At 64.2% G+C, this 22,648-nt stretch carries 22 protein-coding genes, 1 tRNA gene and 1 pseudogene; 5 read left to right on the forward strand and 19 right to left on the reverse strand.

Annotated features, from left to right (window positions below):
- Positions 1–64: 64 nt before the first annotated feature.
- Positions 65–327 (forward strand): annotated as a pseudogene (locus tag RFM68_RS16215) (GCG_CRPN prefix-to-repeats domain-containing protein).
- Positions 328–532: 205 nt separating this feature from the next.
- Here the strand turns inward: RFM68_RS16215 and RFM68_RS16220 are convergent.
- From RFM68_RS16220 to RFM68_RS16260, 9 genes are all read right to left on the reverse strand, one after another.
- Positions 533–1,723: a DUF1501 domain-containing protein gene (locus RFM68_RS16220; protein ID WP_320234144.1), complete on the reverse strand. Its 1,191-nt coding sequence runs from the start codon at positions 1,721–1,723 to the stop codon at positions 533–535.
- A 67-nt stretch (positions 1,724–1,790) separates the two neighbouring features.
- Positions 1,791–3,248 (reverse strand): DUF1800 domain-containing protein, encoded by a 1,458-nt coding sequence (locus RFM68_RS16225; RefSeq protein ID WP_320233982.1) that lies wholly within the window; start codon positions 3,246–3,248, stop codon positions 1,791–1,793.
- A 101-nt stretch (positions 3,249–3,349) separates the two neighbouring features.
- On the reverse strand, positions 3,350–3,637 hold the full coding sequence (locus RFM68_RS16230) for a GCG_CRPN prefix-to-repeats domain-containing protein (RefSeq protein WP_320233983.1): 288 nt from the start codon (positions 3,635–3,637) through the stop codon (positions 3,350–3,352).
- A 107-nt stretch (positions 3,638–3,744) separates the two neighbouring features.
- The gene (locus RFM68_RS16235) at positions 3,745–4,185 is read right to left on the reverse strand and encodes a periplasmic heavy metal sensor (RefSeq protein ID WP_320233984.1); all 441 of its coding nucleotides are present in this window, start codon (positions 4,183–4,185) and stop codon (positions 3,745–3,747) included.
- Positions 4,182–4,631: a hypothetical protein gene (locus RFM68_RS16240; protein WP_320233985.1), complete on the reverse strand. Its 450-nt coding sequence runs from the start codon at positions 4,629–4,631 to the stop codon at positions 4,182–4,184. Before RFM68_RS16240 ends, RFM68_RS16235 begins: the two co-directional genes overlap by 4 nt.
- A gap of 74 nt (positions 4,632–4,705) precedes the next feature.
- A complete protein-coding gene (locus RFM68_RS16245) occupies positions 4,706–5,245 on the reverse strand; it encodes an RNA polymerase sigma factor (RefSeq protein WP_320233986.1) in 540 nt (179 codons plus the stop codon).
- Between the two features lie 45 nt (positions 5,246–5,290).
- The gene (locus RFM68_RS16250) at positions 5,291–5,743 is read right to left on the reverse strand and encodes an EF-hand domain-containing protein (protein ID WP_320233987.1); all 453 of its coding nucleotides are present in this window, start codon (positions 5,741–5,743) and stop codon (positions 5,291–5,293) included.
- A gap of 155 nt (positions 5,744–5,898) precedes the next feature.
- Positions 5,899–6,087: a YodC family protein gene (locus tag RFM68_RS16255; protein ID WP_320233988.1), complete on the reverse strand. Its 189-nt coding sequence runs from the start codon at positions 6,085–6,087 to the stop codon at positions 5,899–5,901.
- Positions 6,088–6,195: 108 nt separating this feature from the next.
- A tRNA-Thr gene (locus RFM68_RS16260) sits at positions 6,196–6,271 on the reverse strand.
- 339 nt (positions 6,272–6,610) lie between these two features.
- On the opposite strand from RFM68_RS16260, the gene RFM68_RS16265 reads away from it, so the two are divergent.
- Positions 6,611–7,807, forward strand: a complete 1,197-nt coding sequence (locus RFM68_RS16265) for a hypothetical protein (RefSeq protein WP_320233989.1) — start codon at positions 6,611–6,613, stop codon at positions 7,805–7,807.
- A gap of 163 nt (positions 7,808–7,970) precedes the next feature.
- On the opposite strand, the gene RFM68_RS16270 is transcribed toward RFM68_RS16265, so the two are convergent.
- Together RFM68_RS16270 and RFM68_RS16275 are read right to left on the reverse strand one after the other, a co-directional pair.
- Positions 7,971–9,572 (reverse strand): cisplatin damage response ATP-dependent DNA ligase, encoded by a 1,602-nt coding sequence (locus RFM68_RS16270; protein WP_320233990.1) that lies wholly within the window; start codon positions 9,570–9,572, stop codon positions 7,971–7,973.
- 238 nt (positions 9,573–9,810) lie between these two features.
- Positions 9,811–10,821, reverse strand: coding sequence for a ligase-associated DNA damage response exonuclease (locus RFM68_RS16275; RefSeq protein WP_320233991.1), 1,011 nt, complete (start codon positions 10,819–10,821; stop codon positions 9,811–9,813).
- Between the two features lie 226 nt (positions 10,822–11,047).
- Between RFM68_RS16275 and RFM68_RS16280 the strand changes: the two genes are divergently transcribed.
- From RFM68_RS16280 to RFM68_RS16290, 3 genes are all read left to right on the forward strand, one after another.
- A complete protein-coding gene (locus RFM68_RS16280; RefSeq protein ID WP_320233992.1) occupies positions 11,048–11,986 on the forward strand; it encodes a methyltransferase domain-containing protein in 939 nt (312 codons plus the stop codon).
- A gap of 72 nt (positions 11,987–12,058) precedes the next feature.
- A complete protein-coding gene (locus RFM68_RS16285; RefSeq protein WP_320233993.1) occupies positions 12,059–12,433 on the forward strand; it encodes a hypothetical protein in 375 nt (124 codons plus the stop codon).
- Positions 12,434–12,502: 69 nt separating this feature from the next.
- Complete coding sequence (locus RFM68_RS16290) at positions 12,503–13,033, forward strand: P-loop NTPase family protein (protein ID WP_320233994.1); 531 nt, start codon at positions 12,503–12,505, stop codon at positions 13,031–13,033.
- On the opposite strand, the gene RFM68_RS16295 is transcribed toward RFM68_RS16290, so the two are convergent.
- From RFM68_RS16295 to RFM68_RS16330, 8 genes are all read right to left on the reverse strand, one after another.
- A complete protein-coding gene (locus RFM68_RS16295) occupies positions 13,030–13,971 on the reverse strand; it encodes a 2-hydroxyacid dehydrogenase (protein WP_320233995.1) in 942 nt (313 codons plus the stop codon). The two genes, RFM68_RS16290 and RFM68_RS16295, sit on opposite strands and share 4 nt — an antisense overlap.
- Positions 13,972–14,011: 40 nt before the next feature.
- Complete coding sequence (locus tag RFM68_RS16300; RefSeq protein WP_320233996.1) at positions 14,012–15,640, reverse strand: ABC transporter ATP-binding protein; 1,629 nt, start codon at positions 15,638–15,640, stop codon at positions 14,012–14,014.
- Complete coding sequence (locus RFM68_RS16305; protein WP_320233997.1) at positions 15,637–16,137, reverse strand: type II toxin-antitoxin system VapC family toxin; 501 nt, start codon at positions 16,135–16,137, stop codon at positions 15,637–15,639. Before RFM68_RS16305 ends, RFM68_RS16300 begins: the two co-directional genes overlap by 4 nt.
- Positions 16,137–16,370: a hypothetical protein gene (locus RFM68_RS16310; protein ID WP_320233998.1), complete on the reverse strand. Its 234-nt coding sequence runs from the start codon at positions 16,368–16,370 to the stop codon at positions 16,137–16,139. The genes RFM68_RS16305 and RFM68_RS16310 overlap by 1 nt, the downstream gene beginning before the upstream one ends.
- A 140-nt stretch (positions 16,371–16,510) precedes the next feature.
- Complete coding sequence (locus tag RFM68_RS16315; RefSeq protein WP_320233999.1) at positions 16,511–17,650, reverse strand: ABC transporter permease; 1,140 nt, start codon at positions 17,648–17,650, stop codon at positions 16,511–16,513.
- The gene (locus tag RFM68_RS16320) at positions 17,650–18,744 is read right to left on the reverse strand and encodes a microcin C ABC transporter permease YejB (protein ID WP_320234000.1); all 1,095 of its coding nucleotides are present in this window, start codon (positions 18,742–18,744) and stop codon (positions 17,650–17,652) included. Before RFM68_RS16320 ends, RFM68_RS16315 begins: the two co-directional genes overlap by 1 nt.
- Positions 18,745–18,774: 30 nt before the next feature.
- A complete protein-coding gene (locus RFM68_RS16325; protein WP_320234001.1) occupies positions 18,775–20,652 on the reverse strand; it encodes an extracellular solute-binding protein in 1,878 nt (625 codons plus the stop codon).
- Positions 20,652–22,532, reverse strand: coding sequence for an extracellular solute-binding protein (locus RFM68_RS16330; protein WP_320234002.1), 1,881 nt, complete (start codon positions 22,530–22,532; stop codon positions 20,652–20,654). Before RFM68_RS16330 ends, RFM68_RS16325 begins: the two co-directional genes overlap by 1 nt.
- Between the last annotated feature and the right edge of the window lie 116 nt (positions 22,533–22,648).

Here is a 22,648-nt window from a genome sequence, read left to right on the forward strand (position 1 = left end):
CTCCGACGGATTTCGACCCTCGCCTCCGTTTCACGGAGGTAGGGATGAATTACGGAGACAACGCATGTTCACGAAATATTTCTGCCCATTGCCTTGGCCGCCGGCACATTGATGCTGTCCGCCGTCGGCTCGCTGGCCATGCCGATGGCCAAGCCCAGTGCAGCCTCGCTGCCGACTGAAACCGTCGGCTGGCGCTGCGGTCCCGGCTTGCACATGAACCGGTGGGGCAATTGCGTGCCGAACGGCCGCCGGTTCATCCGGCCGGTGCGCCACTGGCATCCCGGCTTCTGGTATCACCACCACTGGCACCCCGGCCATTGGAGCTGATGATCGGCCGAGGGGATTGAACGCCCGCGCTGGAAATGGCGCGGGCTTTTTCTGACCTCCCACACGAGGGATTCATGTCGGTGGGCTTCCCGAAAACCGTCCTAATTGACCGAAGCCCCTCAGCTTCGCCATAGGATGACGAACTGACAGACTCCTTGGCTAATCTCCATACTATGCCAATGTAGGCACGATCCGGATTGAAGACTCACACCACCAAATCCCGCATCGGCTTCACCGCCGCCGACTCGGGAAACACCTTGTCGCCGAGCACCGCCGCAGACAGCCCGAACTGGTCCGCGAGCAGGCCCTTCAGCACCGCGCGCACATCGCTGGTCGGCGCGAGGTCGCGTTGTTCGTAAAGCTGAGCCGGCTTCAGCCCCGGCCAATCGGCGATGACGCGGCCGCCCTTGATTGCGCCGCCGGCGAGCAGCACCACCGTTCCGGTGCCGTGGTCGGTGCCGACCGTGCCGTTGATGCGCGCCGTGCGTCCGAACTCGGTGATCGCGACGACAGCCGTGTCCTTCCACCGCTCGCCGAGCCCGTTCTCGAATTCCTCGAAGGCGCCGTCCAGGCCGCCAAGCAGATTGGCGAGCCGGCCGGTGGCGCCGCCTTCGTTGACATGCGTGTCCCAGCCGTCGAAGGCCAGTGCCGCGATGCGCGGCCCGTCATCGGCAGCCATAAGCCTCGCCGCGCCCTGCGCCGACTGTCGCATGCCGGCGGCATTGGCGAGGCCGCCCTTCGGCTTCATTGTCTTGCCGTCGAGCTGGTCGCTCGTTGCCATTCGTTCGGCGTCGAGGCCTTTCTGCAGTGCTGCCGCCAGAACCGGGTCGCGATGGTTGTAGAGGTCGAGCACGCGCTCGGCCAAGGCGTCGCCGGGCGTAGGCAGGGCCTGCGGCGCCCAGCCGAGCACGGGGGCGGCACCGCGGATCACCAGCGGCGTCGAAGGCCCGACCGCGAGCCCGCCGGCCTTCGCTATCCTGTCGCCCGCCGGCAGGTTGGCTAAAGCCCGGTTGAGCCAGCCGGTGGCGGCGTTCCCGGGGCCGGGCAGGCCGCTCTCCAGCACGTCCTGGCCGTCGAAATGCGAGCGGTCGCGATAGCCGGTCGCCGCCGCGTGCACCACCGCTGCCTTGCCTGCCTTGAACAGGCGCGCAAACACCGGCATTGCCGGGTTGACGGCGAAGAAGCCGTCGAGCGGCAATGCCGGGTTGGCGCCTGAGAGCGAAAGCGCGATGTCGCCATGCAGGCCGGCATAATCTGGATCGCCGACCGGCCCGACCGTCGACAGCCCGTCCAGCGCGCCGCGCAGCACGATGACGATCAGGCGCGGGTCGCGGTTGGCGGCGGCGCGCGCGAAGCGTGGCAGATAGGCCCAGGCAAACAGCGCGCCGCCGGTCATCAGCACCGCGCGGCGGGACAGGTTTGGGGTATCGCAAAGAAGGCTCACGGCCGCATCTCCATTCTCTTCACCGACGCTGGAATTCCGGCGCCATCAACAGCAGCGCCAGGCCCTGCTGCCTGGACTCGGCACGCGAAATGGCCTGCCGTGTCTCCGCCGATACGGACGTGCCGACCAGCGATGCCAGCATCTCGTTGGGATCGCCGATGTCGTCCGCTTGCTTTGCGGCCTGCCAGGCGATGTCCAGCCGCGTCTTGAGACCCTCGGCGGAAGCCCATGCGTCCGTCTGGTCGGAAAAGCCGTTCGGCCCCGGCGGCTGCCACAACGGTTCGCCGAGCACGCTCAGCCAGCGAAGCGACCGTTGCGGTTCGTTGCCGGCGGTAGCGCCGACCGCCCGCCGCAGCGCGTCGACATAGTCCAGTGGCGAGCGCAGCTTCGTGAGCGGCGTCGACCAGGCTTCGGGCATGTCGATCAGCGTCAGCGCGATCGACCGAAGGTCGCCGTCGGTCTTGGTGAAGACGGTGGCAAGGCGGGCGACTGCCGCCGGCGGCGGGTCGTCCGCGATGAAATGGCGGGCAAGCTTGGTGGCGATGTGCCGCGCGGTGGCCGGATGGCGGGCAATGTCGTTGAGCGCGGCTTTCGCCTGGCCCATGCCGCCGTCGGGATAGGTCTTGCCGAGCAGCACCGCCTTGCCCGGCTGATGCGCATTGGCGTTGAAGACGAAGGTTCCCGGCTCGCCGAGCCACCCCTCGCGTCCAGCCATCGTCCAGCCGGTCAACATGCCGGCGAAACTGGTGACGTCGGCCTGGTCGTAGCCGCTGCCGACGCCGAGCGTATGCAACTCCAGGATCTCGCGGGCGAGGTTCTCGTTGAGGCCGCGGCTGCGTCGCTTGCCGGCGCGTGAGTCCGGCCCGATCGACTGCTGGTTGTCGAGAAAAAACAGCATGGCCGGATGATGCTCGACCGCCAGCAGCATGTCGGCGAAGCGGCCGAGCACGAAGGGGCGGATCGCCTCGCGCTCGAAGGCGCCGGCGCTTGCCCGCACGACCGGCGCCTTGGCGACGGAAACGCAGAAATGGTTCGACCAGAAGCCGACCAGCCTTTCCACGAAGCCGGGTGTCGCAGCGAGCGCCTTGTCGAAACGGGCCTGCGCTTCGTCGCGATAGATATCGGCCTCGACGCGCGGCACCGCCGGCTTGTTTTTTGTCTCGGTTTGGGCCCCCGGCTCTTCCGCGGCCGTCGGCTGCATGGCGACCGCCGCCTTCTCGGCCCGCGCCGCCTTGCGCTCCATGGCTGCCGCCATGCTGGCCTGGATCGCCGCGGTGCTGTCGAGCAACCCGGCATTCCTCGGATCGTCGGGGGAAATAAGCGCGATGTCCTGCTGCTTGAGCTCGGCCTTGAGGTAACCGCGCGGATCGGCGGCGATCTTGCCGAGGTCGTCGCCGGCTTTTGCGCCGAGGCCGAAGCGGTTGAGCGCGACCACAGCCGGATCGGGCGAGGTGGGATTTGAAACCGGTGCGGCCAACGAAGCCTCCGTTGAGGCCGACGCCGATCGCGTCGGCCGGCATGTTTATGGACAGCAAGGTCACATGACGCCGGCCGCAGAACGGCGTCACGAGCGGCTCATCACCAGCGGCGCCAGTGGTGCCAGCGATGATAGGGATGCCAGCCCGGGCCGATATAGACGCGCGGTCCGCCCCAGTAATAATAGCCGGGATAGATCACGCGGCGGTTGGGTACGCAGCGACCCCAGTGGTTGGGATGCCAGCCTGGACCGCAGCCCCAGGCGACGTGTTCGACAAGCGCGGGCGCCGGCGCAACCGGTGCGATCGGCATCGCCGAGGCGGCGCTTGCCGCGGCCGTCCCGCCGATGGCGAGCGCGGCCGCGATCGAATATCTTGTCAGACTGTTCATGGGATACTCCCGAAAGTTTCGACGTTAAGAGAACCTGCCCGCCAAAGGCGGCCGCAGGCCTGTCCCTCTTCCCTTGAACGGGGCGTGCCCGCCCTTTCCGTCGCTGCCTATTGCGATTTTTTTGCCGGCGGCTGCCTGCCGGCACGCCGCAGCAGGGCGTCCGCCAGCAACTGGCGGTCCTCCGGCGAGCTTGATGCCGCGAATTCGATGATGCGCTGTTCCAGCCTCGTGCGGACGGTAACGTCGGCATTGCGCGCCCGCTCGATCGCTGCGGCCAGGGCAGCGGTATCAACCGTCGGCTGTTGCAGGAGGTTGGCGGCCTCGCGCCGAGCGGCCTGGCCGTCGAGGATGACATCCCGCGATTCCCGGCGCACCTCGCGCAGTGCCTGGCGGAAAACCTTGCGGTCGGCGGCGGGCAGCCGGCCGCCCGCCGATTCCAGCGAATAGCCTGGATTGGATTTGCCGATCAGCCATCCTGCGCCGCCGGCGAGCGCGCCGATCAGAAAGACGTTGAGCAGCAGCGATGCCGCGACAAGACGGGGGCTCATAGGTCTTCCTCGTAAGGATCGGCGTCGGGGCCGGCGTCGCCGAACGACGTCGCATTGGCGTCCATGACATACTGGTCGGACTGGATATCCGGGTTGACGACGGTTACCAGCGCCAGCCCGGCCACGGCGCCGGCAAGCCCGGCGCCAGCTAGCCCGAAGCCCATCCACCAGAACCGCCGGCGGCGCCCCTGCCTGACCTCGGTCGCGGCCAGGGCGACAATGGCGCCATGGAGTGTCGGGCTGGGTGCTTCGACCCGATGCCGGTCGAGCATGGCGTCGAGCCTGCCGGCGCGCCTCAGAACGGCGCGGCCCTCGTCGGTCTCGGCAAACAGCAAGGCAGCTGCCTGTTCGGCCTGCGGCCAGCGATGCAAGGCGCTGCCATAAGCATCCGCCAGCGCGGCGAAGCGCCCGGCATCCATTGGCCCATCTGCGGTTTTCTCAGCCATCTCGTTCCCCCTTCCACCGTTTTGACGTGGCCCCCCACGCCGCGGTCCTCAAAATTCGCAGTCCCTTCGAGATCTCAGTCATCGCCATCTCCCGCGAGCATGGCCTGCAACGAGCGACGTCCCCGCGCGAGCAAACTTTCCAGCGCATCGACACTGACCTGCATGGCGCCGGCGGCCTCGATGTTGGACAGTTCCTGATAATACACCAGCACGATTGCCTCGCGCTGGCGCGGCGCGATGCGCTGCAGCGCCTGTTGCACCCTGCGCTCGTCGTCGCCCGGCAAGGCATCGGGAAGCGGTGCCTCATCGGCCACCTCCGGCAGCTCGTCCGTCGTCCATTCGCGCCGGCGCCGCAGCCGGTCGTAGCAAAGGTTGAGCGCGACGCGGTGGATCCAGGTGTCGAAGCGCGCGCGTCCCCGGCGCCAGCCCGAGGCGTGGCGCCAGATGCGCACGAAAGTCTCCTGGGCGACGTCTTCGGCCTCCGCCGCGTCGCCGAGCATGCGCGTGGCAAGAGCCAGGACGCGCGGCAGCTTGCGCGCCACCATCGCGTGCACGGCGGCCACGTCGCCGGCACCGATGCGGCGTACCAATTCCTCGTCCGGATCGGCGCCCATCAAACTGGGCGCTCGCGATTGTCATTATGCGGCATAACCTCTCGGTCATTGCTCCTGATTGGGAGCGGTTTTGTGGCCCGGCCTCTCGTCGGCGCCGAGCACGCCGTCACCGTTCTCGTCCAGCCTGGCGAAGCGTTTGGCCAGCAGGGCATCGAGCTCGGCCTTGTCGACGAAGCCGTCCTTGTCGGTGTCCATGCGCGCGAAGGATTTGGCCGGATCGCCTTTGGCCTTGCGCTCGGTCTGGAAAGCGGTCCACTCGGCCAGGCTGACCTTGCCGTCATTGTCGGTATCGGCCCGCATGAACGCCTTTTCGCGGCGCGCCTCGAACTTTTCCAGGGTGAGGCCGGACTTGGTGGGGTCAGACATGGCGGCAGCGGGAGCCGAGGTGCCCGGCGACGTCTGGGCCGGTGCCGGGGCAGGGGTCGGCGTCGTTGTCTGGCCGACCGCGGCCGCGATCTGCAAACCAAGGGCAACGACGAATATCGTGGGGCGGATCATGCTCTCGTCTCCGGTTGGGCGCGGCCATTGGCGGCCACGCTTCAGCCGTTGAACGCGGCGACGAGCAAAATCCGTCGGTCTTTTCGACCGGACAAAAAATCCACCGGGCCCGGCGGCGCCGGACGGAGCGTCCCTGAAGGAACGGAAAGCGACTTCTATCTCGGGTTGTCGACTTCCACCAACTGCTCCGGCTTGAAACCGGCATGCTGCGGGGTCCAGACGTCGCCCTCGCGGTTGAACCAATGGCACAGATACGTGCCGGAGGCCGCGCCGTCGCTGACGGTCATATCCGGGCCTCCGGATTTCAGCCTGACGACGTCTCCGGTCTTGAAACTATTGGGCATTTCGACCTCCCATGCTGACAAGGCGAGTTTCCCACCAACGGCGATTCCCGACAATAGCCGAGATGTGTCGATGACGTGGTGCAGGGCCGGGGATGCGGGGGAGAAAACTGGTGCCGCTTAGGTGACTCGAACACCTGACCCCATCATTACGAATGATGTGCTCTACCAACTGAGCTAAAGCGGCCCGGGAAGCATTGGGCTTCCAGAATGGGCTGGGTGATAGACTCAACCGCTCGCTAATTCAAGATGGGCAGCGGTGAATTCCGGCCTCGTCGTCGGCAATTCCGATCTACGGTTACCGCGCAACGGGCACAGGCGCGGCCTGCGGCGGCGTGCGGGGCGGCCGCTGTTTACACCCGGCCGGGCGGAGCGGCCGGGCGAGCACTGACGAAAAATGTTGATTCTTCAACAAAAAATGCCGAAATGGCGTTGGCCGGCAAGGCAGCCGCTCGCCCGTTGATTGATTGGTCGCCTGCGGCTAACGATCAGGCGAATTGTGAGCGAAAGCGCAGAGGGAGCTCGCTTGGACCCCATCGAGAAAGCGATCCGCAATGCCTTCGAGAAAGGCAATGCCGAGGACCGGGCGTTCCGCGAAAAGGTCTATCGATCGGCCTTTGCCGCGCTCGACCGCGTGTTGCAGGCCAATCCGAACGTTACGGTCGAGGCCGCCATAAGCCGCCGCAAGGCGGTGCAGGCCAAGATCACCGAGATCGAATCCGAATTCCTGCCGGCCGTCCCCGACGTAACGCTGCCGCCGGAGAACGTCGCACCGGCCGGCAATGGCGCGCCTGGTCCCCGCGTCGACGAACCAGTCGCTTCGGCCGCGCCGTCGGTCGACGCGCCGCTGCCGCCGTCGCAAACCGCGCCGTCGCCCTCGATCACCGTTGACGGCCCGGTCCAGCCCGATGCTTCGGACCAGCCTCGCTCGCGCGTGCTGCCGCGTGTGCCCGATATCATGCCGGACGAAGCCGCGCTGCCCGATGCGCCGTCGCTCGATGACTCGCCGGGCGCTCCGGTCGGCAACGGCGCCCAGGTCGCGCCGGACCGCGACGAGCGGCGGATCAGGGGGCGGCGCCTGCCGCTGACCGCGATCTTCGTCGTCGCGACACTGCTCGCGGCCGCCGGCATCGGCCTCTATTTCGCGAAACAGACCGGGGTCTTCAAGACCGCGGCCGAGCTCAACACCGGCCCGCCGGAGCCGACGCCGACGCTGGACGACGAGGACTCCTCGCAGCCGGCCGAACCCGGGTCACCGCAGAAGCCGGGTGAGGCGGATCAGTCGAAGAACTGGATCAACGTCTTCTCGCCCGCCGATCCGACCCATGTCAGCGCGCCTTCCGACGCCGGCGCCGACGTGATGAAGGACGACACCGGCCAGTTCCTGCGCATCCGTTCCGGCGCATCGGGCTCGGCCATTGCCTTCGATGTCGGCCAGGGCGTGCTGGAGAAGCTTGCCGGCAAGCATGCCATGTTCGACATCGTCGCCCGCTCGGAAGAAGGCAAGGAGACGCAGATATCGGTCGACTGCAATTTCGGCGATCTCGGCGATTGCGGCCGCAAGCGCTACGCGGTCGGCCACGAGCGCAACGAATATCTGTTCGACGTGCAGTTCCCCAACAAGCACCCGGGCGCCGCCGGCACCATCGCCGTCAACTCCGACTTCGACCAGAAGGGCAAGTCCGTCGATATCTACGAGATCCGCGTTTCGATCGCGCAGTGATCGCGTCTGTGTACCTGCCGAAGCAGGCGCAGCACCCCGCCCGGCGCTTCGCGCCGACCTGCCCATCAAGGGGAGGTAGGACGGAGCGCCATCCCCCTACCTCCCCTTGATGGGGAGGTCGCGCCGAAGGCGCGGGTGGGGTGCTGCGCCGTCGTTGGATTTTCTAGCTGTCGAGCAACGCCTGCAGCGTCTCGATGCGGTCGGCTTCCGCGGCCGGCTTGTCCCAGCGCAGCCGCGAAATGCGGGGAAAGCGCATCGCGACGCCTGATTTGTGGCGGGTCGAGCGGTTGAGGCCTTCGAACGCCACCTCCAGCACCAGGCCGTTCCCGCGGTCCGCGCGCACCGAGCGTACCGGCCCGAAACGCTCGATCGTGTTGTCGCGCACATATTTGTCGATCTCTCTCAGTTCCTCGTCGGTGAAGCCGAAATAGGCCTTGCCGACCGGCACCAGCTCCTCCGCGCCGTCTGGGCCGGCCCAGACGCCGAACGTGTAGTCGGAATAGAAGCTCGAGCGCTTGCCATGGCCGCGCTGCGCGTACATCAGCACCGCGTCGATGGTGTGCGGGTCGCGCTTCCACTTGAACCATGGACCTTTCGGCCGGCCGGCAAGATAGGGCGAATCCCAGCGCTTCAGCATCACCCCTTCGATGATCGGGTGCGGCGGCGCCTGGCGCAGCCGCTCCAGCGTCTCCCAATCAGGGAACTCGACCAGCGGCGAGAGGTCGAAGCGGCTGGGGTCGAGCGTCCTGAAGAAGGCCTCGAGGCGCTTACGGCGCTCGGCGAAGGGCAGCGGACGCAAATCCTCGCCGTCGATCTGCAGCGCGTCGTAGCAGCGCATGAAAGCGGGATATTGCTGCTGGATTTTTGGCGACACGCTCTTGCGGTTCAGCCGCTGCTGCAGGTCGGAGAAAGTCCCTGTCGCCTCGCGCGGATCGCCGACCAGCAGCTCGCCATCGAGCGTCGCTTCGAAATTCATTGCCGCGGCAAGGTCCGGAAAGGAGCCGGACACATCGTCGCCGGTGCGCGAATAGAGCCGACGGACGCCGCCTTCGCACACCGCCTGCACGCGGATGCCGTCCCATTTCCATTCCGCCGCATAGGCGGCCGGTTCGAGTTTTTCGAGGTCGCCATCGTCGACGGCGTTGGAGAGCATCACCGGCCGAAACAGCGCCAGCGCCGTGCTCCTCGGCTTTTCCGCCCGACCTTCCAGCCAGGCGAACAGCTCCGTGTAAGGCGGCGTCAGCCCGTGCCAGAGTTCTTCGATCTCGGCGACGTCGACCTTGCCGAGGTCGGCCAGCGCCTGTTTGGCGAGACGGGCCGACACGCCGATGCGCAAACCCCCGGTCACCAGCTTGATGATGGCGAAGCGCGCCGCGATGCTGGCGTCGTCGAGCAGCCGCGCCAGCACCTTTGGCCCATCCGACCGGCTGGCGGCCTGCAGCTTGCCGACTACTTCGGCAAGCGTTGGCACATGGTTGGGAATATGCCCAGCCGGCTTCGGCCAGACCAGCGACACCGTCTCGGCGAGGTCGCCGACATAGTCGTAGGAATAGCCGAACAGCACCGCGTCCATGCGTTCGACCACCAGCGTGCGCAGCATGGCCGGCTTCACCGCCGCGATCGACAGGTCGCCGGTGATCGCCGCCAGCGCCAGCCCGCGATCGGGGTCCTCGACGCTGCGGAAATAGTCTCTGAGCAGCGTCAGCTTGCCGTTGCGCGACGGCGTCAGGACAAGGCGGTCGAGGAGTTCGGCGAAGCGGTTCATGGCTGGGTGCACCACGCCAATGGCGAAAGCCAGCGCGAGGCGCCCCCCTCTGGCCTGCCGGCCATCTCCCCCTCAAGGGGGGAGATCGGATGTCGTTTCGGCTTTCGCCAATCTTCAACGTTGCGGAAGATGAGCCGGCGATGAAGCTGCCAATCTCCCCCCTTGAGGGGGAGATGTCCGGCAGGACAGAGGGGGGCGCCGTAGAGCTCGTCGGTGGCGATTGGCAAACCCTGATGCATCAATCGCCCTCGTCCTCATACCCCACCAGATGCAGCGGCCTCGCCGCGATGCCTTCCAACTCGCACCAGCGCACCAGCGCTTCCTCGCGGCCATGCGTCACCCAGATTTCCTTAGCGCCCGTTTCCTTGATCGTGATGATCAGCTCGTCCCAGTCGGCATGGTCGGAAATGATCAGCGGCAGCTCGACGCCGCCCTGCTTGGCGCGCTGGCGGATGCGCATCCAACCCGAGGCGAAGCAGGAGATGGGGTCGGGAAAACGCCGCGCCCAGCGGTCGGCGAAGGCCGACGGCGGCCCGACGACGATCGCGCCCGCGAAATCTGCCTTGCCGCCAGTCTCGACGGTCCCCGGTTCAAGCCGGCCGAGATCGATCCCCTGGCTTTGATAGTATTCGCTGAGCTTCGCCAGCGCGCCGTGGATGTAGATCGGCCTGTCATAGCCGGCGTCACGCAGCAGTCGCATCACGCGCTGCGCCTTGCCGAGCGCATAGGCGCCGATCAGATGCGATCGTTCGGGAAACTGCACCGCCGATTTGAGCACGCGCGCAATCTCTTCATGGTCCGGCGGATGCCGGAACACCGGCAGGCCAAAGGTCGCCTCGGTGATGAAAACATCGCACCGGATTGGCTCGAACGGCAGGCAGGTTGCGTCCTTCTGGCGCTTGTAGTCGCCGGAGGCGACGATGCGCATGCCCTGGTGCTCGACGGCGATCTGGGCCGAGCCCAGCACATGCCCGGCCGGGTGGAATGTGACGGAAACGCCATTGATGTCCACCGTTTCGCCAAGTGTCGCGGCCTGCGTCGTTCCGGCGAAATCCTCGCCATAGCGCAGCCCCATGATGTCGAGCGTCTGTTGCGTTGCCAGCACCGAGCGGTGGCCGGAGCGCGCATGGTCGGAATGGCCGTGCGTGATCAGCGCCCGCTCGACAGACCGTACCGGGTCGATGAAGAAATCGCCGGGCGGGCAGTAGAGGCCTTCCGGCCGGGATTTGAGCAGGTCGCTGGCGCGCATCGCTCCAAGATAGTGGCTAAATATGCCGTGGGAAGCCTGTTGCAAGAGACTGCTGACTCGTCCTGGATCGTGATGGCGTTTTCGTTGAAACGCCATCACGATCCAGCTCTTTGGAGCATGATCTCTCTCCGAAAACCGGTTCCCACTTTTTGCTTCGCTGACCTTCAGTTTCGGGATCATGCTATGGAGCCGGCCGCCGGCCCCTCGCCGGTGGGATTCTTCACAGATGAAACCGCTCCAGGCCTCGTCGGGCGATTTGAACGCCGACCGTCGCGCCGATTTCGCCGAGATGCTGCTCGCCTCGGGCGAGCCCGCGCAGGCGGCGGAGCTTTTGCTCGGCGCGCTGGAACTCGCGCCGCGATGGGCCGCCGGCTGGTTTCGCCTCGGCGAGATGCAGGAAGCCGCTGGCCTGCTCGACCAGGCCGCGCGAGCCTGGACCACGGCGCTGAAGCTGGAGCCGGCGGATCGCCTCGGCGCCGCGCTGAAGCTTCAGCTGATAGGCGAGGCGCCGGCTGCTGCGGCGCCGCCCAGCGCCTTCGTCGAGACTTTGTTCGACCACTACGCCGACAGTTTCGAAGAATCGCTTGTCGGGAAGCTCGGCTACGGGCTGCCGGATTTTCTCAGGCTCGCCATCCGCAAGGCAAGGCCCGGCCGGTTCCGGCTGGCGCTCGACCTCGGCTGCGGCACCGGCCTGATGGGCGAGAGGCTGCGCCCGCTCGCCGACCGGCTGGAGGGCTACGACATTTCCGTCGGCATGCTGAGGAAGGCGAAGGCCAAAGGCATCTATGACCAGCTGGCCAGGGCCGACCTTCAGCATTTCTCTCGCACCGGCGACAGGGCTGACCTTGTGGTCGCGGCCGACGTGTTCATCTATGTCGGCGCGCTTGAACGCATCGTCGGCGCGATTGCACGCATGCTTGCCGATGGCGGCATATTCGCGTTTTCGCTCGAGTCGCTTGCCGGCGGCGGTGATTTCGCCCTGCGGCCGTCACGGCGTTATGCCCATTCCGAGGCTTATGCGCGGCGCGTGCTTTCCGCCAACGGGCTTGCTGTCCTGTCGCTGGAAAGCACGGTTATCCGGCACGACCGGAGTGACCCGGTCGTGGGCCTTGCCATCGTGGCTGGCTTCCCGGCTACCAGGGAGAAGAGTCCGGAAACCACATGAGCCCGCGCTTGCTGCGAAAACGCCTGAATGGCATGGTCGGGGGCGCGGGGAGGATACGACGAGGAGATATCCATGCGCTGGACCATGGTTGCGTTGGCGTCTTGCCTGACGGTCGCCGGATGTGTCGGCGGCACGTCGCTGGCCGAGCGCCAGGACGAGGATGTCCAATCCTCATTGCAATATGACGATGTGCCTTGCGATCAACTGGTGGCGCAGCGCAATCAGCTGGCACAGCAGAACAATCTGCCTGCCACCGCCAAGCCGGGCTTCTCCAATCCGGCGATGGGCTTCGGCCCGTTCATACCCGACACGCGCTCCAAGGCACAGCGCGCCAGCAACAAGGCAAGCGGCGGGATCGACGCCATGAACCGTTCGATCGAGCGTCGCGACTGCGGCAAGCCGAAGAAGAAGGAGACGTTCGGGTTGCCTGGTTCGAAACCATCCTGAGAATTCGCTATCTCGCTCTACGATCGACCGACCGTCGAGCTTTCCCGAGCGCCCGAAAATTATGACCCGATGAACCTCACGGACCTCGGCGACCGCATCTGTATCCTGGGGCCATCCAACAGCGGCAAGTCCACTCTTGCCAATGCGATTGCGCGCAAGCTCGGCTGCGAAGCCATTCACCTCGATCAGCTCCATCACCTTCCCGATACGGACTGGGAGCCGCGTCCAAGGGACGAGTTCATCGCCCTGCACGATGCCGCGATAGCCGGCGAACGCTGGGTGATGGACGGAAATTATTCGGTTTGCATGCCGCAGCGCTTTCGGCGAGCGACCGGCCTGATTCTCCTGGAGATATCCACACCTATGAGCCTGCTGCGCTATTTTCGGCGAACGCTGTTCGAGACCGCCAGGCATGGCGCGTTGGAAGGCGGACGCGACAGCGTCAAATGGGATATGATCCACCATATCGCCGTGGTTCAACCGCGAAATCGCAAGCGATACCAGGCGATGTTCGATGCACTCGATCTGCCGAAGCTGCGGCTCGCCTCCGTGAGAGCGATCAAGCAATGCTTCCACGAATGGGGTTTGACTCCCGACTAATATCCGGCCTGTCTGTCGACTAGGTTTTCGAGCTTTTCGCCACGCTCGAAAGCCGCCATCTGGCGCAGCATGATCGGCGCCAGATGGGCGGGGTCCGACGTCGCCGCCGCGTGCGGTGTGACGAACACTTTCGCATGGCCCCACAGCGGGCTGGTCTTCGGCAGCGGCTCGACCTCGAACACGTCGAGGCTCGCTTCCTTCAGCGTGCCGTCCTCCAGCGCGCGCACTATGTCGGCGTCCTTCTGCAGCCGCCCGCGTCCGGCGTTGATCAGCACGGCGCCGCCCAGGCCGTTGCGCCGGCGCAGTTCCTTGAGCAGCCCGTAATTGACGATGCCCCGGGTTTGCGGCGTGAGCGGCAAGAGCACGACCAGGATATCGGTGGAGTTGAGGAACGGGATCAGCCCCGTCTCGCCGGCATAGGTCGAAACGCCCTTCATCGGCCGCTCGCTGCGCGACCAGCCGTTGACGGCAAAACCGAGCGAAAGCAGCACCGAGGCCGCGGCGCGGCCGAGATGGCCGAGGCCCATGATGCCGACGGAGATGTCGCCGGCCGGGCGCTGCGGCGGCTCGTGCCAGGTCTTCTTCGCCTGTTGCGCGCGGTAGAGCATGCCCTGGCGGTGATGGTCGAGAACCCGCCACACGACATATTCGGTCATGTATTGCGTAAGATTGTCGGCGACGACCTTGACGATCGGCACGTCGGGCAGGCCTGGATCGGCAAAGATGTGGTCGACGCCGGCGCCGATCGAAAAGATGGCGCGCAGATTGGGCAGCGACGACAGAAGATTGGGCTTTTGCTTCCACACCACCGCATAGGTGATCGACGGGTCGTTCGGGCCGTTCGGTTCCAGCACGACCTCGCGCTCGGCCGCGAGCAGTTCATGCCAGCGCTGCGGGTGAAAGCCGGTGACGGCAAGCAGGACTTTGCCTTTTTCCATTTGCGGATTTTTCTTCCCTGTTTTGCCGAAGCCGGTCGGATTATTCGCTGACCACGCCGGTCGGTGCCGTCTCGATCTTGAAGGCTGCCGCCATCAGCGCCCGCGTATAGTCGGTCTGCGGGCTGCTGAAAATCTGTTCGGACGTTCCAGCTTCGACGATCTGGCCATTGCGCATGACGATGACGTCATTGGCAAGGGCGCGCACGACTTTCAAATCATGGCTGATGAAGAGATAGGCGAGATTGTGCTTGGCCTGCAGGGCCCGCAACAGGTCGACCACTTGCGCCTGCACGCTCATGTCGAGCGCCGAGGTCGGCTCGTCGAGCATGACGAAGCGCGGGTTGAGCACCATGGCGCGCGCGATGGCGACGCGCTGGCGCTGGCCGCCCGAGAATTCATGCGGATAGCGGTGGCGCGTTTCCGGATCGAGGCCGACCTCCTTCAGCACGGCGACCACCTTGTCGTCGCGCTCGTCGGGCGAGAGCTTCGGCTCGTGGATCTTCAGCCCTTCCTCGATGATCTCCGAGACCGACAGGCGCGGGCTGAGCGACCCGAACGGATCCTGGAAGACGATCTGCAATTCACGCCGCAGCGGCCGCATGGCGCTGAAGGAGAGCTGGTTGATGTCCCGCCCATTGAAATTGATCGTGCCGTTCGAGGAGATCATCCGGGCGAGCGCCAGCCCGAGCGTCGTCTTGCCCGAGCCGGATTCGCCGACGACGCCGAGCGTCTGGCCGGCGCGCACGGCGACATCGATGCCGTCGACCGCCTTCACATGGTCGACCGTGGTGCGGAAGAACCCCTTCTTGATCGGGAACCAGACCTTGATGTCCTTGCCCGTCATGACGGGTTTGGCATTAGGATTGGCCGCCGGCGGCTTGCCCTTGGGCTCGGCCGCCAGAAGGTGCTTGGTATAGGCATGCTGGGGGTTGGCGAAGATTTCCTTCGTCGGCCCGCTCTCGACGATCTTGCCCTTGGTCATGACGCAGACGCGGTCGGCGATCCGGCGCACGATGCCGAGATCGTGCGTGATGAACAGCAGCGACATGCCCTTGCGGCTCTTCAGCTTCGCAAGCAGCTCGAGGATTTGCGCCTGCACGGTGACGTCGAGCGCGGTGGTCGGCTCGTCGGCGATCAAAAGCTCCGGCTCGTTGGCCAGGGCCATGGCGATCATGACGCGCTGACGCTGACCGCCGGAGAGCTGATGCGGATAGGCGTCGAGACGTTTTTGCGGATCGCGGATGCCGACTTCGTTCAGCAGTTCCAGCGTGCGGGCGCGGGCCGGCGCATCGCGCAAACCCTGATGCAGTTGCAGCACCTCGACGATCTGCTGCTCGATCGTGTGCAACGGGTTGAGCGAGGTCATCGGCTCCTGGAAGATCATGGTGACCTTGTTGCCGCGCACGCCGCGCAACGTCCTTTCGTTGGCGCTCAACAAGTCCGCGCCCTGGAACAGGATCTTGCCCGATGGATGGCTGGCCGCGGGATAGGGCAGGAGCTTCAGCACCGACAGTGCCGAGACCGATTTGCCGGAGCCGGATTCGCCGACCAGCGCCAGTGTTTCGCCCTTGGCGATATCGAAGGAGATGTGGTCGACGGCAATCGACTGATTGCCGCCTTGCGCGAAGGAGACGCTGAGATCGTGGACGGAAAGGAGGGGAGCGGTCATCCTTCAATTTCCGTGATAATTTTATCCAGGGCGGAAATTTCCGGTCGGACGATCGAAATCTCGGCTGTCAACTGAGGAGGAACGAGTCTATCCGGCGCGACAGAATAGGTGCCTTTCAACCTGGTATCGGCAGTCAGGAATTGTGCGCAGCCGAAATGCATCGCCGTGGAAAGGTGAATCGCATCTGGTAGCCTGAGAGAAACGAATTTTGAACGAAGCTGTGCCGCGTGCCACAGGACTTCGCGAGTTACCGTCCCAATCGAGACAAAGGCATTACCAATCGAGATATTGTCATAAAGCTCGACAAGCGACTCATTGCCCTTTTTCAGAGGGTCCACCATCAACTCCGCCAACACGATCTCGCTTGTCGCGATGAAAGGCTGCTTTCTGCGCTCGTTCAAGGACACGAGATGAAGCAGTTTTCTTGCAAGGGCATCATTATTTTCGAAAGCGTAGATGAAAATGTTCGTATCGACGTAAAGCCGGAAGGCGGCCATCAATCCTCCCACTCATCACGGAGAGCACGAACACGCGCCACGGCCTCCTCGAGGCTTGTCCCTGGAGCGTTGGCCTGAGCATTCCGCATAAGTTCAAGCAATTGCTTGCGGTCGAGGGGCCGTTTGGCCTCCTCTTCCACGGTCACCGTAACCGAGGCACTCAAAGCTATACCCTCTCGCAGTTCATTCGGGAGTTTCGATGCGGGGTAATGCTCGAGGATGACCTTATTCATAACTCCGTCCTCTCGTGTAGCGTGGCATGGAGAACGTGCGGACATTCACCAGTCACGGTCGCCAGTTGACGCATACGCCGACTTTTGTGCGAATTGTGACACTGAGGATATAACATGCCGAATGCCAGTCCGCATTGCCGTCATTTGAACGTCTTGCGCGGATCGAAGGCGTCGCGCATCGCTTCGCCGATGAAAACCAGCAGCGACAGCATCAGCGAAATCACGATGAAACCGGAAATGCCGAGCCACGGCGCGTTGAGGTTGCGCTGCGCCTGCTTAAGCAACTCGCCCAGCGATGCGGAACCCGGCGGCAGGCCGAAGCCGAGATAGTCGAGGGAGGTGAGCGTCGAGATCGAGCCGCTCAGCAGGAAGGGCAGGAAGGTCAGCGTCGCCACCATGGCGTTGGGCAAAAGGTGGCGGAACATGATGGTGAGGTTGGGCACGCCGAGCGCGCGCGCCGCGTTGACATATTCGAAGTTGCGCGCGCGCAGGAACTCGGCCCGCACCACGCCGACCAGCGCCACCCAGGAGAACAAAAGCATCAGTCCTAGCAGGATGAAGAAGCCCGGCGGCAGGATCGCGGAGATGATGAGCAGGAGATACAGCACCGGGATCGCCGACCAGATCTCGATGAAGCGCTGGAAGAGAAGGTCGGTCCAGCCGCCGAAATAGCCCTGCACCGCGCCGGCCGCGACGCCGATCAGCGATGAGCCGAGCGTCAGGATCAGCCCGAACAGCACCGAGATGCGGAAGCCGTAAAGCACCCGCGCCAGCACGTCGCGCGCCTGGTCGTCGGTGCCCAGCCAGTTCCAGTTGCCGACAACGCAGTTCTCGTCGGCCTCTCCCTTCGGGTACTGGCTGCAACGCGCCTTCTTGTCGTAGAGCCAGGAGGGTTTGGCGGGCGCAGCCTCCGGAATGGCGTTGTTGACGGTCTGGTAGGAATAGCGGACCGGCGGCCAGATCATCCAGCCATTGGCGTTGATCTCGTCCTGGATGACCGGGTCGCGGTAATCGGTGACGGCATAGAAGCCGCCGAACTTCTCTTCCGGGTAGGCGACCAGCACCGGAAACAGGATCTCGCCCTTGTAGGAAGCGATGATCGGCTTGTCGTTGGCGATCAGCTCGGAAAACAGCGACAGCACGAACAGCAGGAGGAAGATCCACAGCGACCAGTAGCCGCGCCGGTTCGCCTTGAAGTTCTGCAGCCGCCTCTGGTTGAGCGGCGACAGCCACGGCCGGGCGGCGCGCGTCGGCGTGGTCTCGGCCGATGCCACCGCCATCAGACGTCTCTCCGCTCGAAATCGATGCGCGGATCGACCCAGGTGTAGATCAGGTCCGACAGCAGGCCGACGAAAAGGCCGAGCAGCGAGAAGATGTAGAGATTGGCGAAGACCACCGGATAGTCGCGGTCGATCACCGACTTGAAGCCGAGCAGGCCAAGCCCGTCGAGCGAGAAAATGTTCTCGATCAGCAGCGAGCCGGTGAAAAAGGCCGAGATGAAAGCGCCGGGGAACCCCGCGATCACGATCAGCATGGCGTTGCGGAAGATGTGGCCGTAGAGCACCTTGTGCTCGGACAGGCCCTTGGCCCGCGCCGTCACCACATATTGCTTGCGGATTTCTTCCAGGAAGGAATTCTTGGTGAGCAGCGTCGTCGTGGCGAAGGCCGACAGCACCAGTGCGGTCAGCGGCAGCGTCATGTGCCAGAAATAGTCGATGATCTTGTCCGGCCACGACAACTGGTCCCAATTGTCGGAGACGATGCCGCGCAGCGGGAACCAGTCCCAGAACGAACCGCCGGCAAACAGCACCATCAACAGGATGCCGAACAGAAAGCCGGGAATGGCGTAGCCCACGATCACCACGCCGCTCGTCCAGACGTCGAAGGTCGAGCCGTCCTTCACCGCCTTGCGGATGCCGAGGGGGATCGAGATCAGGTACGACAGAAGCGTGATCCACAGCCCGATCGAGATCGACACCGGCATCTTCTCCAGGATCAGGTCGAGCACCGAGATGTCGCGGAAATAGCTGTCGCCGAAGTCGAAGCGGCTATAGTTCCACAGCATCATGCCGAAGCGCTCGAGTGGCGGCTTGTCGAAGCCGAACTGCTTTTCCAGCTTCTTGATGAATTCGGGGTCGAGTCCCTGCGCGCCGCGGTATTTCGAGCTGACATCGCCTGAGACATCGAAATTGGTGGCGCCGGCATCGCCACCGCCGCCGCCCAGCCGATCGTTGCCGCCCTGGCTGGTGAGCCTGGCGATGACCTGCTCAACCGGCCCGCCCGGCGCGAACTGGATCACGGCGAAGGAGATCGCCATGATCCCGAACAGCGTCGGGATCATCAGAAGGATGCGGCGCAGAATATAAGCGCCCATCAGGCCACCGGCCCCGCGCGAAGGGGAGTGTCAGGCTTTGCCAATTTTTGCCGCCTTGCCCTTGTCGATCCACCACAGCGCTTCGACCGGAAAGCCGAAATCGGGTTTATGCTCGGGAAAACCGAACATGTCCCAATAGGCGCTTCGGTGATTCGCCAGATACCAACTTGGAATCCAATCGCGCCGCGCGCGCAAGGCCCGATCGAGCGCCCGCATCGCGACCGTCAGGCTGTCGCGGTCCTTGGCGGCGCCGACGGAGTCTATGAGCGCGTCGATGGCCGGGCTCGCTATGCCAGGCAGGTTGCGCGAGCCTGAAACGCCGGCACTTCGCGAATGAAAGAAGATCTCGAGGTCGTCGCGGGTCGGCGTGGCGCTGAAGGAGAAAGCGGCCGAGACCAGGTCGAAATCGAACGTCGATTGTCTAAGCTGGTACTGGGCCGAATCGACCAGCCGGATGGAAGCATCGATGCCGATCGCCTTCATATTGGCGACCCAGGGCGAAAAGACCTGCACGAACGTCTCGTCGTCGACGAGGAATTCAGCGGGCAGCTTCCCCCCCTTGTCGTTGACGACGAAATCGCCGGAGCGTTTCCAGCCCGCCTCGGCAAGCAGCTTCGCCGCCCTGCCAAGCAGCTTCCGGTCGCGTCCCGATCCATCCGAGGCCGGCTGTGTCACGGCCTCGCCGAAAGTCTCGGGCGGCAGCTTGTCGCGCAGCGGCTCCAGGAATGCGAGCTCGTCCGGCGATGGCGTTCCCGCGGCACGAAAGTCAGATTTTTCGAAGCAGGACTGCGAGCGCTCATAGGAGCCGTAAAAGAAATTGCGCCGCGTCCATTCGAAATCGAAGCACAGTGCGATCGCCTCCCTGATGCGTGGGTCCTGGAACTGCGCGCGCCGCTGGTTGACGGCGGTCGCCTGCATCGAGGGCAGCGTTTCGGCCGGAAATTCGTGCTTGACCACCTTGCCGGCGGTGAACGCTGGAAAATCATAGGCCGTTGCCCAGACACGCGAGGTGAATTCCTCGCGATAGAGGATCTCGCCCTTCTTGAAGGCCTCGAAGGCGGTCGTGCGGTCCTGGTAGAATTCGATGCGAATACGCTCAAAATTATTCTGGCCGCGATTGACCGGCAGGTCGTTGCCCCAATAGTCGGCCACCCGCTCATACTCGATCCAGGCTCCCGCCGACCAGCGCCCGACCTTGTAAGCGCTTGAGCCGAGCGGCGGATTGAGTTGCGAGGAATCGAACGGATTGGCCGTAAAGAAGGCCTTCGACAGGATCGGAAATCCGACGACGTTGAGGATGGTGCGAGCCGACTGCTTGCCGGAGAATTTGAGTTCGACGCTGTGGGTGTCCTTCGCCACCGCATCGTCAAGATGCGTCAACGGCAACGCGTAGTCCGGATGCCCTTTGTCCTTCAGCAGCTTGAAGGTGAAGGCGACGTCATCGGCGGTCAGCGGCGTGCCGTCATGGAAGCGCGCCTGCCGACGCAGCGAGAAGGTGAAGCCGTTGCGGTCGTCCGAGATCGTGACGCCTTCGGCGATCAGCCCGTATACCGCGTCCGGCTCGTCGAGCGCCCGCACCATCAGCGAATCGAAGCACATCTCCATGCGCTGCGGCGCATCGCCCTTGGGGACGAATGCGTTCAGCGTGTTGAATGTCTGCGGGCTTTGATTGGCGCCCCAATTGGGCGGCGAAAAGTTGAAAGTGCCGCCTTGCGGCGCATCGACATCGACATAGTCGAAATGCGTGAAGTCCGGCCTGTATTTGAGGTCGCCGAAAGCCGACAGGCCGTGCACCTTCACGCCGGTCGGAATGGCGGGAAACGCCTTGCCGGGGAGCAGTGCCGCAGCGGCCGCGGCGGCGCCGAACGCCAGGAAGTCGCGACGAGGAAGCAAGCTCTGCCGCCTCATCAATTGACGCCCTTGTACTTGGCGGCCAGTGCTTTTTCTTTCGCCGGGTCGATCCACCAGGAATCGATATCGGCGCCGCGGTAGCTGGGCTGCTTCTCCGGCATGCCGAACTTGTTCCAGTAGGCGAGCCACACCACCGCGCGGTAGTATTGCGGCACGGTATAGTAGTTCCACAGCAGCACCCGATCGAGCGCATGGGTGGTGGCGACGAGATCGTCGCGGTCGGTGGCGAAGATGATGCGGTCGACGAGCGCGTCGACGACCGGGTTCTTGATGCCGGAATAATTGCGCGATCCCGGCGTGTCCGCCGCCTTCGAGCTCCAGAAGTCGCGCTGTTCGTTCCCTGGCGATTCCGATTGCGCGAGTATGCTGGTGACGACGTCGTAATCGAAGTTGTTGACGCGGTTGATGTACTGGGTCTGGTCGATGATCCGCAGCGTGGCATCGACACCGATCTTGCGCAGATTGGCGATCCAGGGGCTGGCGATGACCTGGTCGGTGTCGTTCCAGCCAAGGATCTCGAACTTGAACGGCGCGCCGGTCTTGGCGTTCACCATCTTGCCGCCCTTGATCACCCAGCCCGCCTGGGCGAAGAGGTCGACCGCCTGCTTTAGGTTTTTCCGTTCCGCTTGCGGTGAATCGTAGACCGGCAGCTTGAATTCCTGGGTGAACAGTTCCGGCGGCAGCTTGTCTCGGTATTTTTCCAGGATCTCCAGTTCCTTGCCTTGCGGCAACCCGCTCGACGCCAGCTCGGTGCCCTGGAAATAGCTCTTGGTGCGCGTGTTCGAATTGTAGAACAACGTGCGGTTCATCGTTTCGAAGTCGAACGGATAGGTGAGCGCCGCGCGCACCAGCCGGTCCTGGAACAGCGGCCGCCGCTGGTTGAGCACGAAAGCCTGCATCGGCGCCGGCGATGTCGTCTTGAATTCCTTCTTGATCACGTCGCCCGCGCTGACCGCCGGAAAGTTGTAAGCCGTCGCCCAGCGCCGCGAGCTGTTTTCCGGCTTGATGTCGTCAAGCCCGCCCTTGGAGAAAGCCTGCCACGCGGCATTGTCGTCCAGGATGTAGGTGAAGCGCTGGGTGTCGAAATTCTCACGCCCGATCTTCACCGGCAGCTTGGCGCCCCAATAGTCCGGCACGCGCTGCCAGACAATTTCGGAGCCCGGCTTGAAGCTGGCGATCTTGTAGGCGGCGGAACCCAGCGGCGGCTCCAGTGTCGGCCTTGTGATGTCGCGCTTCCTGCCGCTTGCGTCGGTGCCTTCCCACCAGTGCTTCGGCAGCACGACGAGATCGCCGAGGATCCTAGGCAGTTCGCGGTTGCCCTTCTGGTTGAAATGGAACTCTACCTCGCGGTCGGAGACCGCGACCGCTTCAGTCACGTTCTCGAAATAGCGGTTGTACATCGGGCTGTTGGTTTTGAGCACCTTGAACGACCAGATCACGTCGTCGACGGTGATCGGCTGGCCGTCATGCCATTTGGCGCGCGGGTCGAGCCTGTAGGTCGCCGAGGAATAATCCGGCGGATATTTGTAGGCCTCGGCGATCATTGGATGATAGGTACTACCCTCGTCGGTCGCCTGGTCCATCAGCGTATCGTAGAGCAGCCCGCCGCCGAATTGTCCGAAGCCGGAGGCTGGCGATCCCTGCACGATATAGGGGTTGAAGCTGTCGAATGTGCCCGTAACCACGGAATTGTAGGTTCCACCTTTCGGCGCATCCGGGTTGACGTAGTCGTAGCGCTGGAAATTCTCGCCATATTTCGAAGGGCCGATCAGCGAGGAGGTGGTGTGCCATTCATCGGCGAAGCTGGCCTGCAGGCTCGCGGCGAAAGCGACCGCCAGCATCGAGGCGAAAAATGTTCGGGAGCGGCCAACCGTCATGCGTTCTCCTCGTCGCGAACTTTACCCACCGCAATCTAGATCATTTGACGCCGGTGAAAACCGCAGGCGCCGTCTTTGTCGCCGTCTATGCAGCTTTCCTAACAGAAAAGCCGGGA

Origin of the sequence: Mesorhizobium montanum (genome assembly GCF_033977145.1) — a bacterium.
Taxonomy (GTDB): Bacteria; Pseudomonadota; Alphaproteobacteria; order Rhizobiales; family Rhizobiaceae; genus Mesorhizobium; species Mesorhizobium montanum.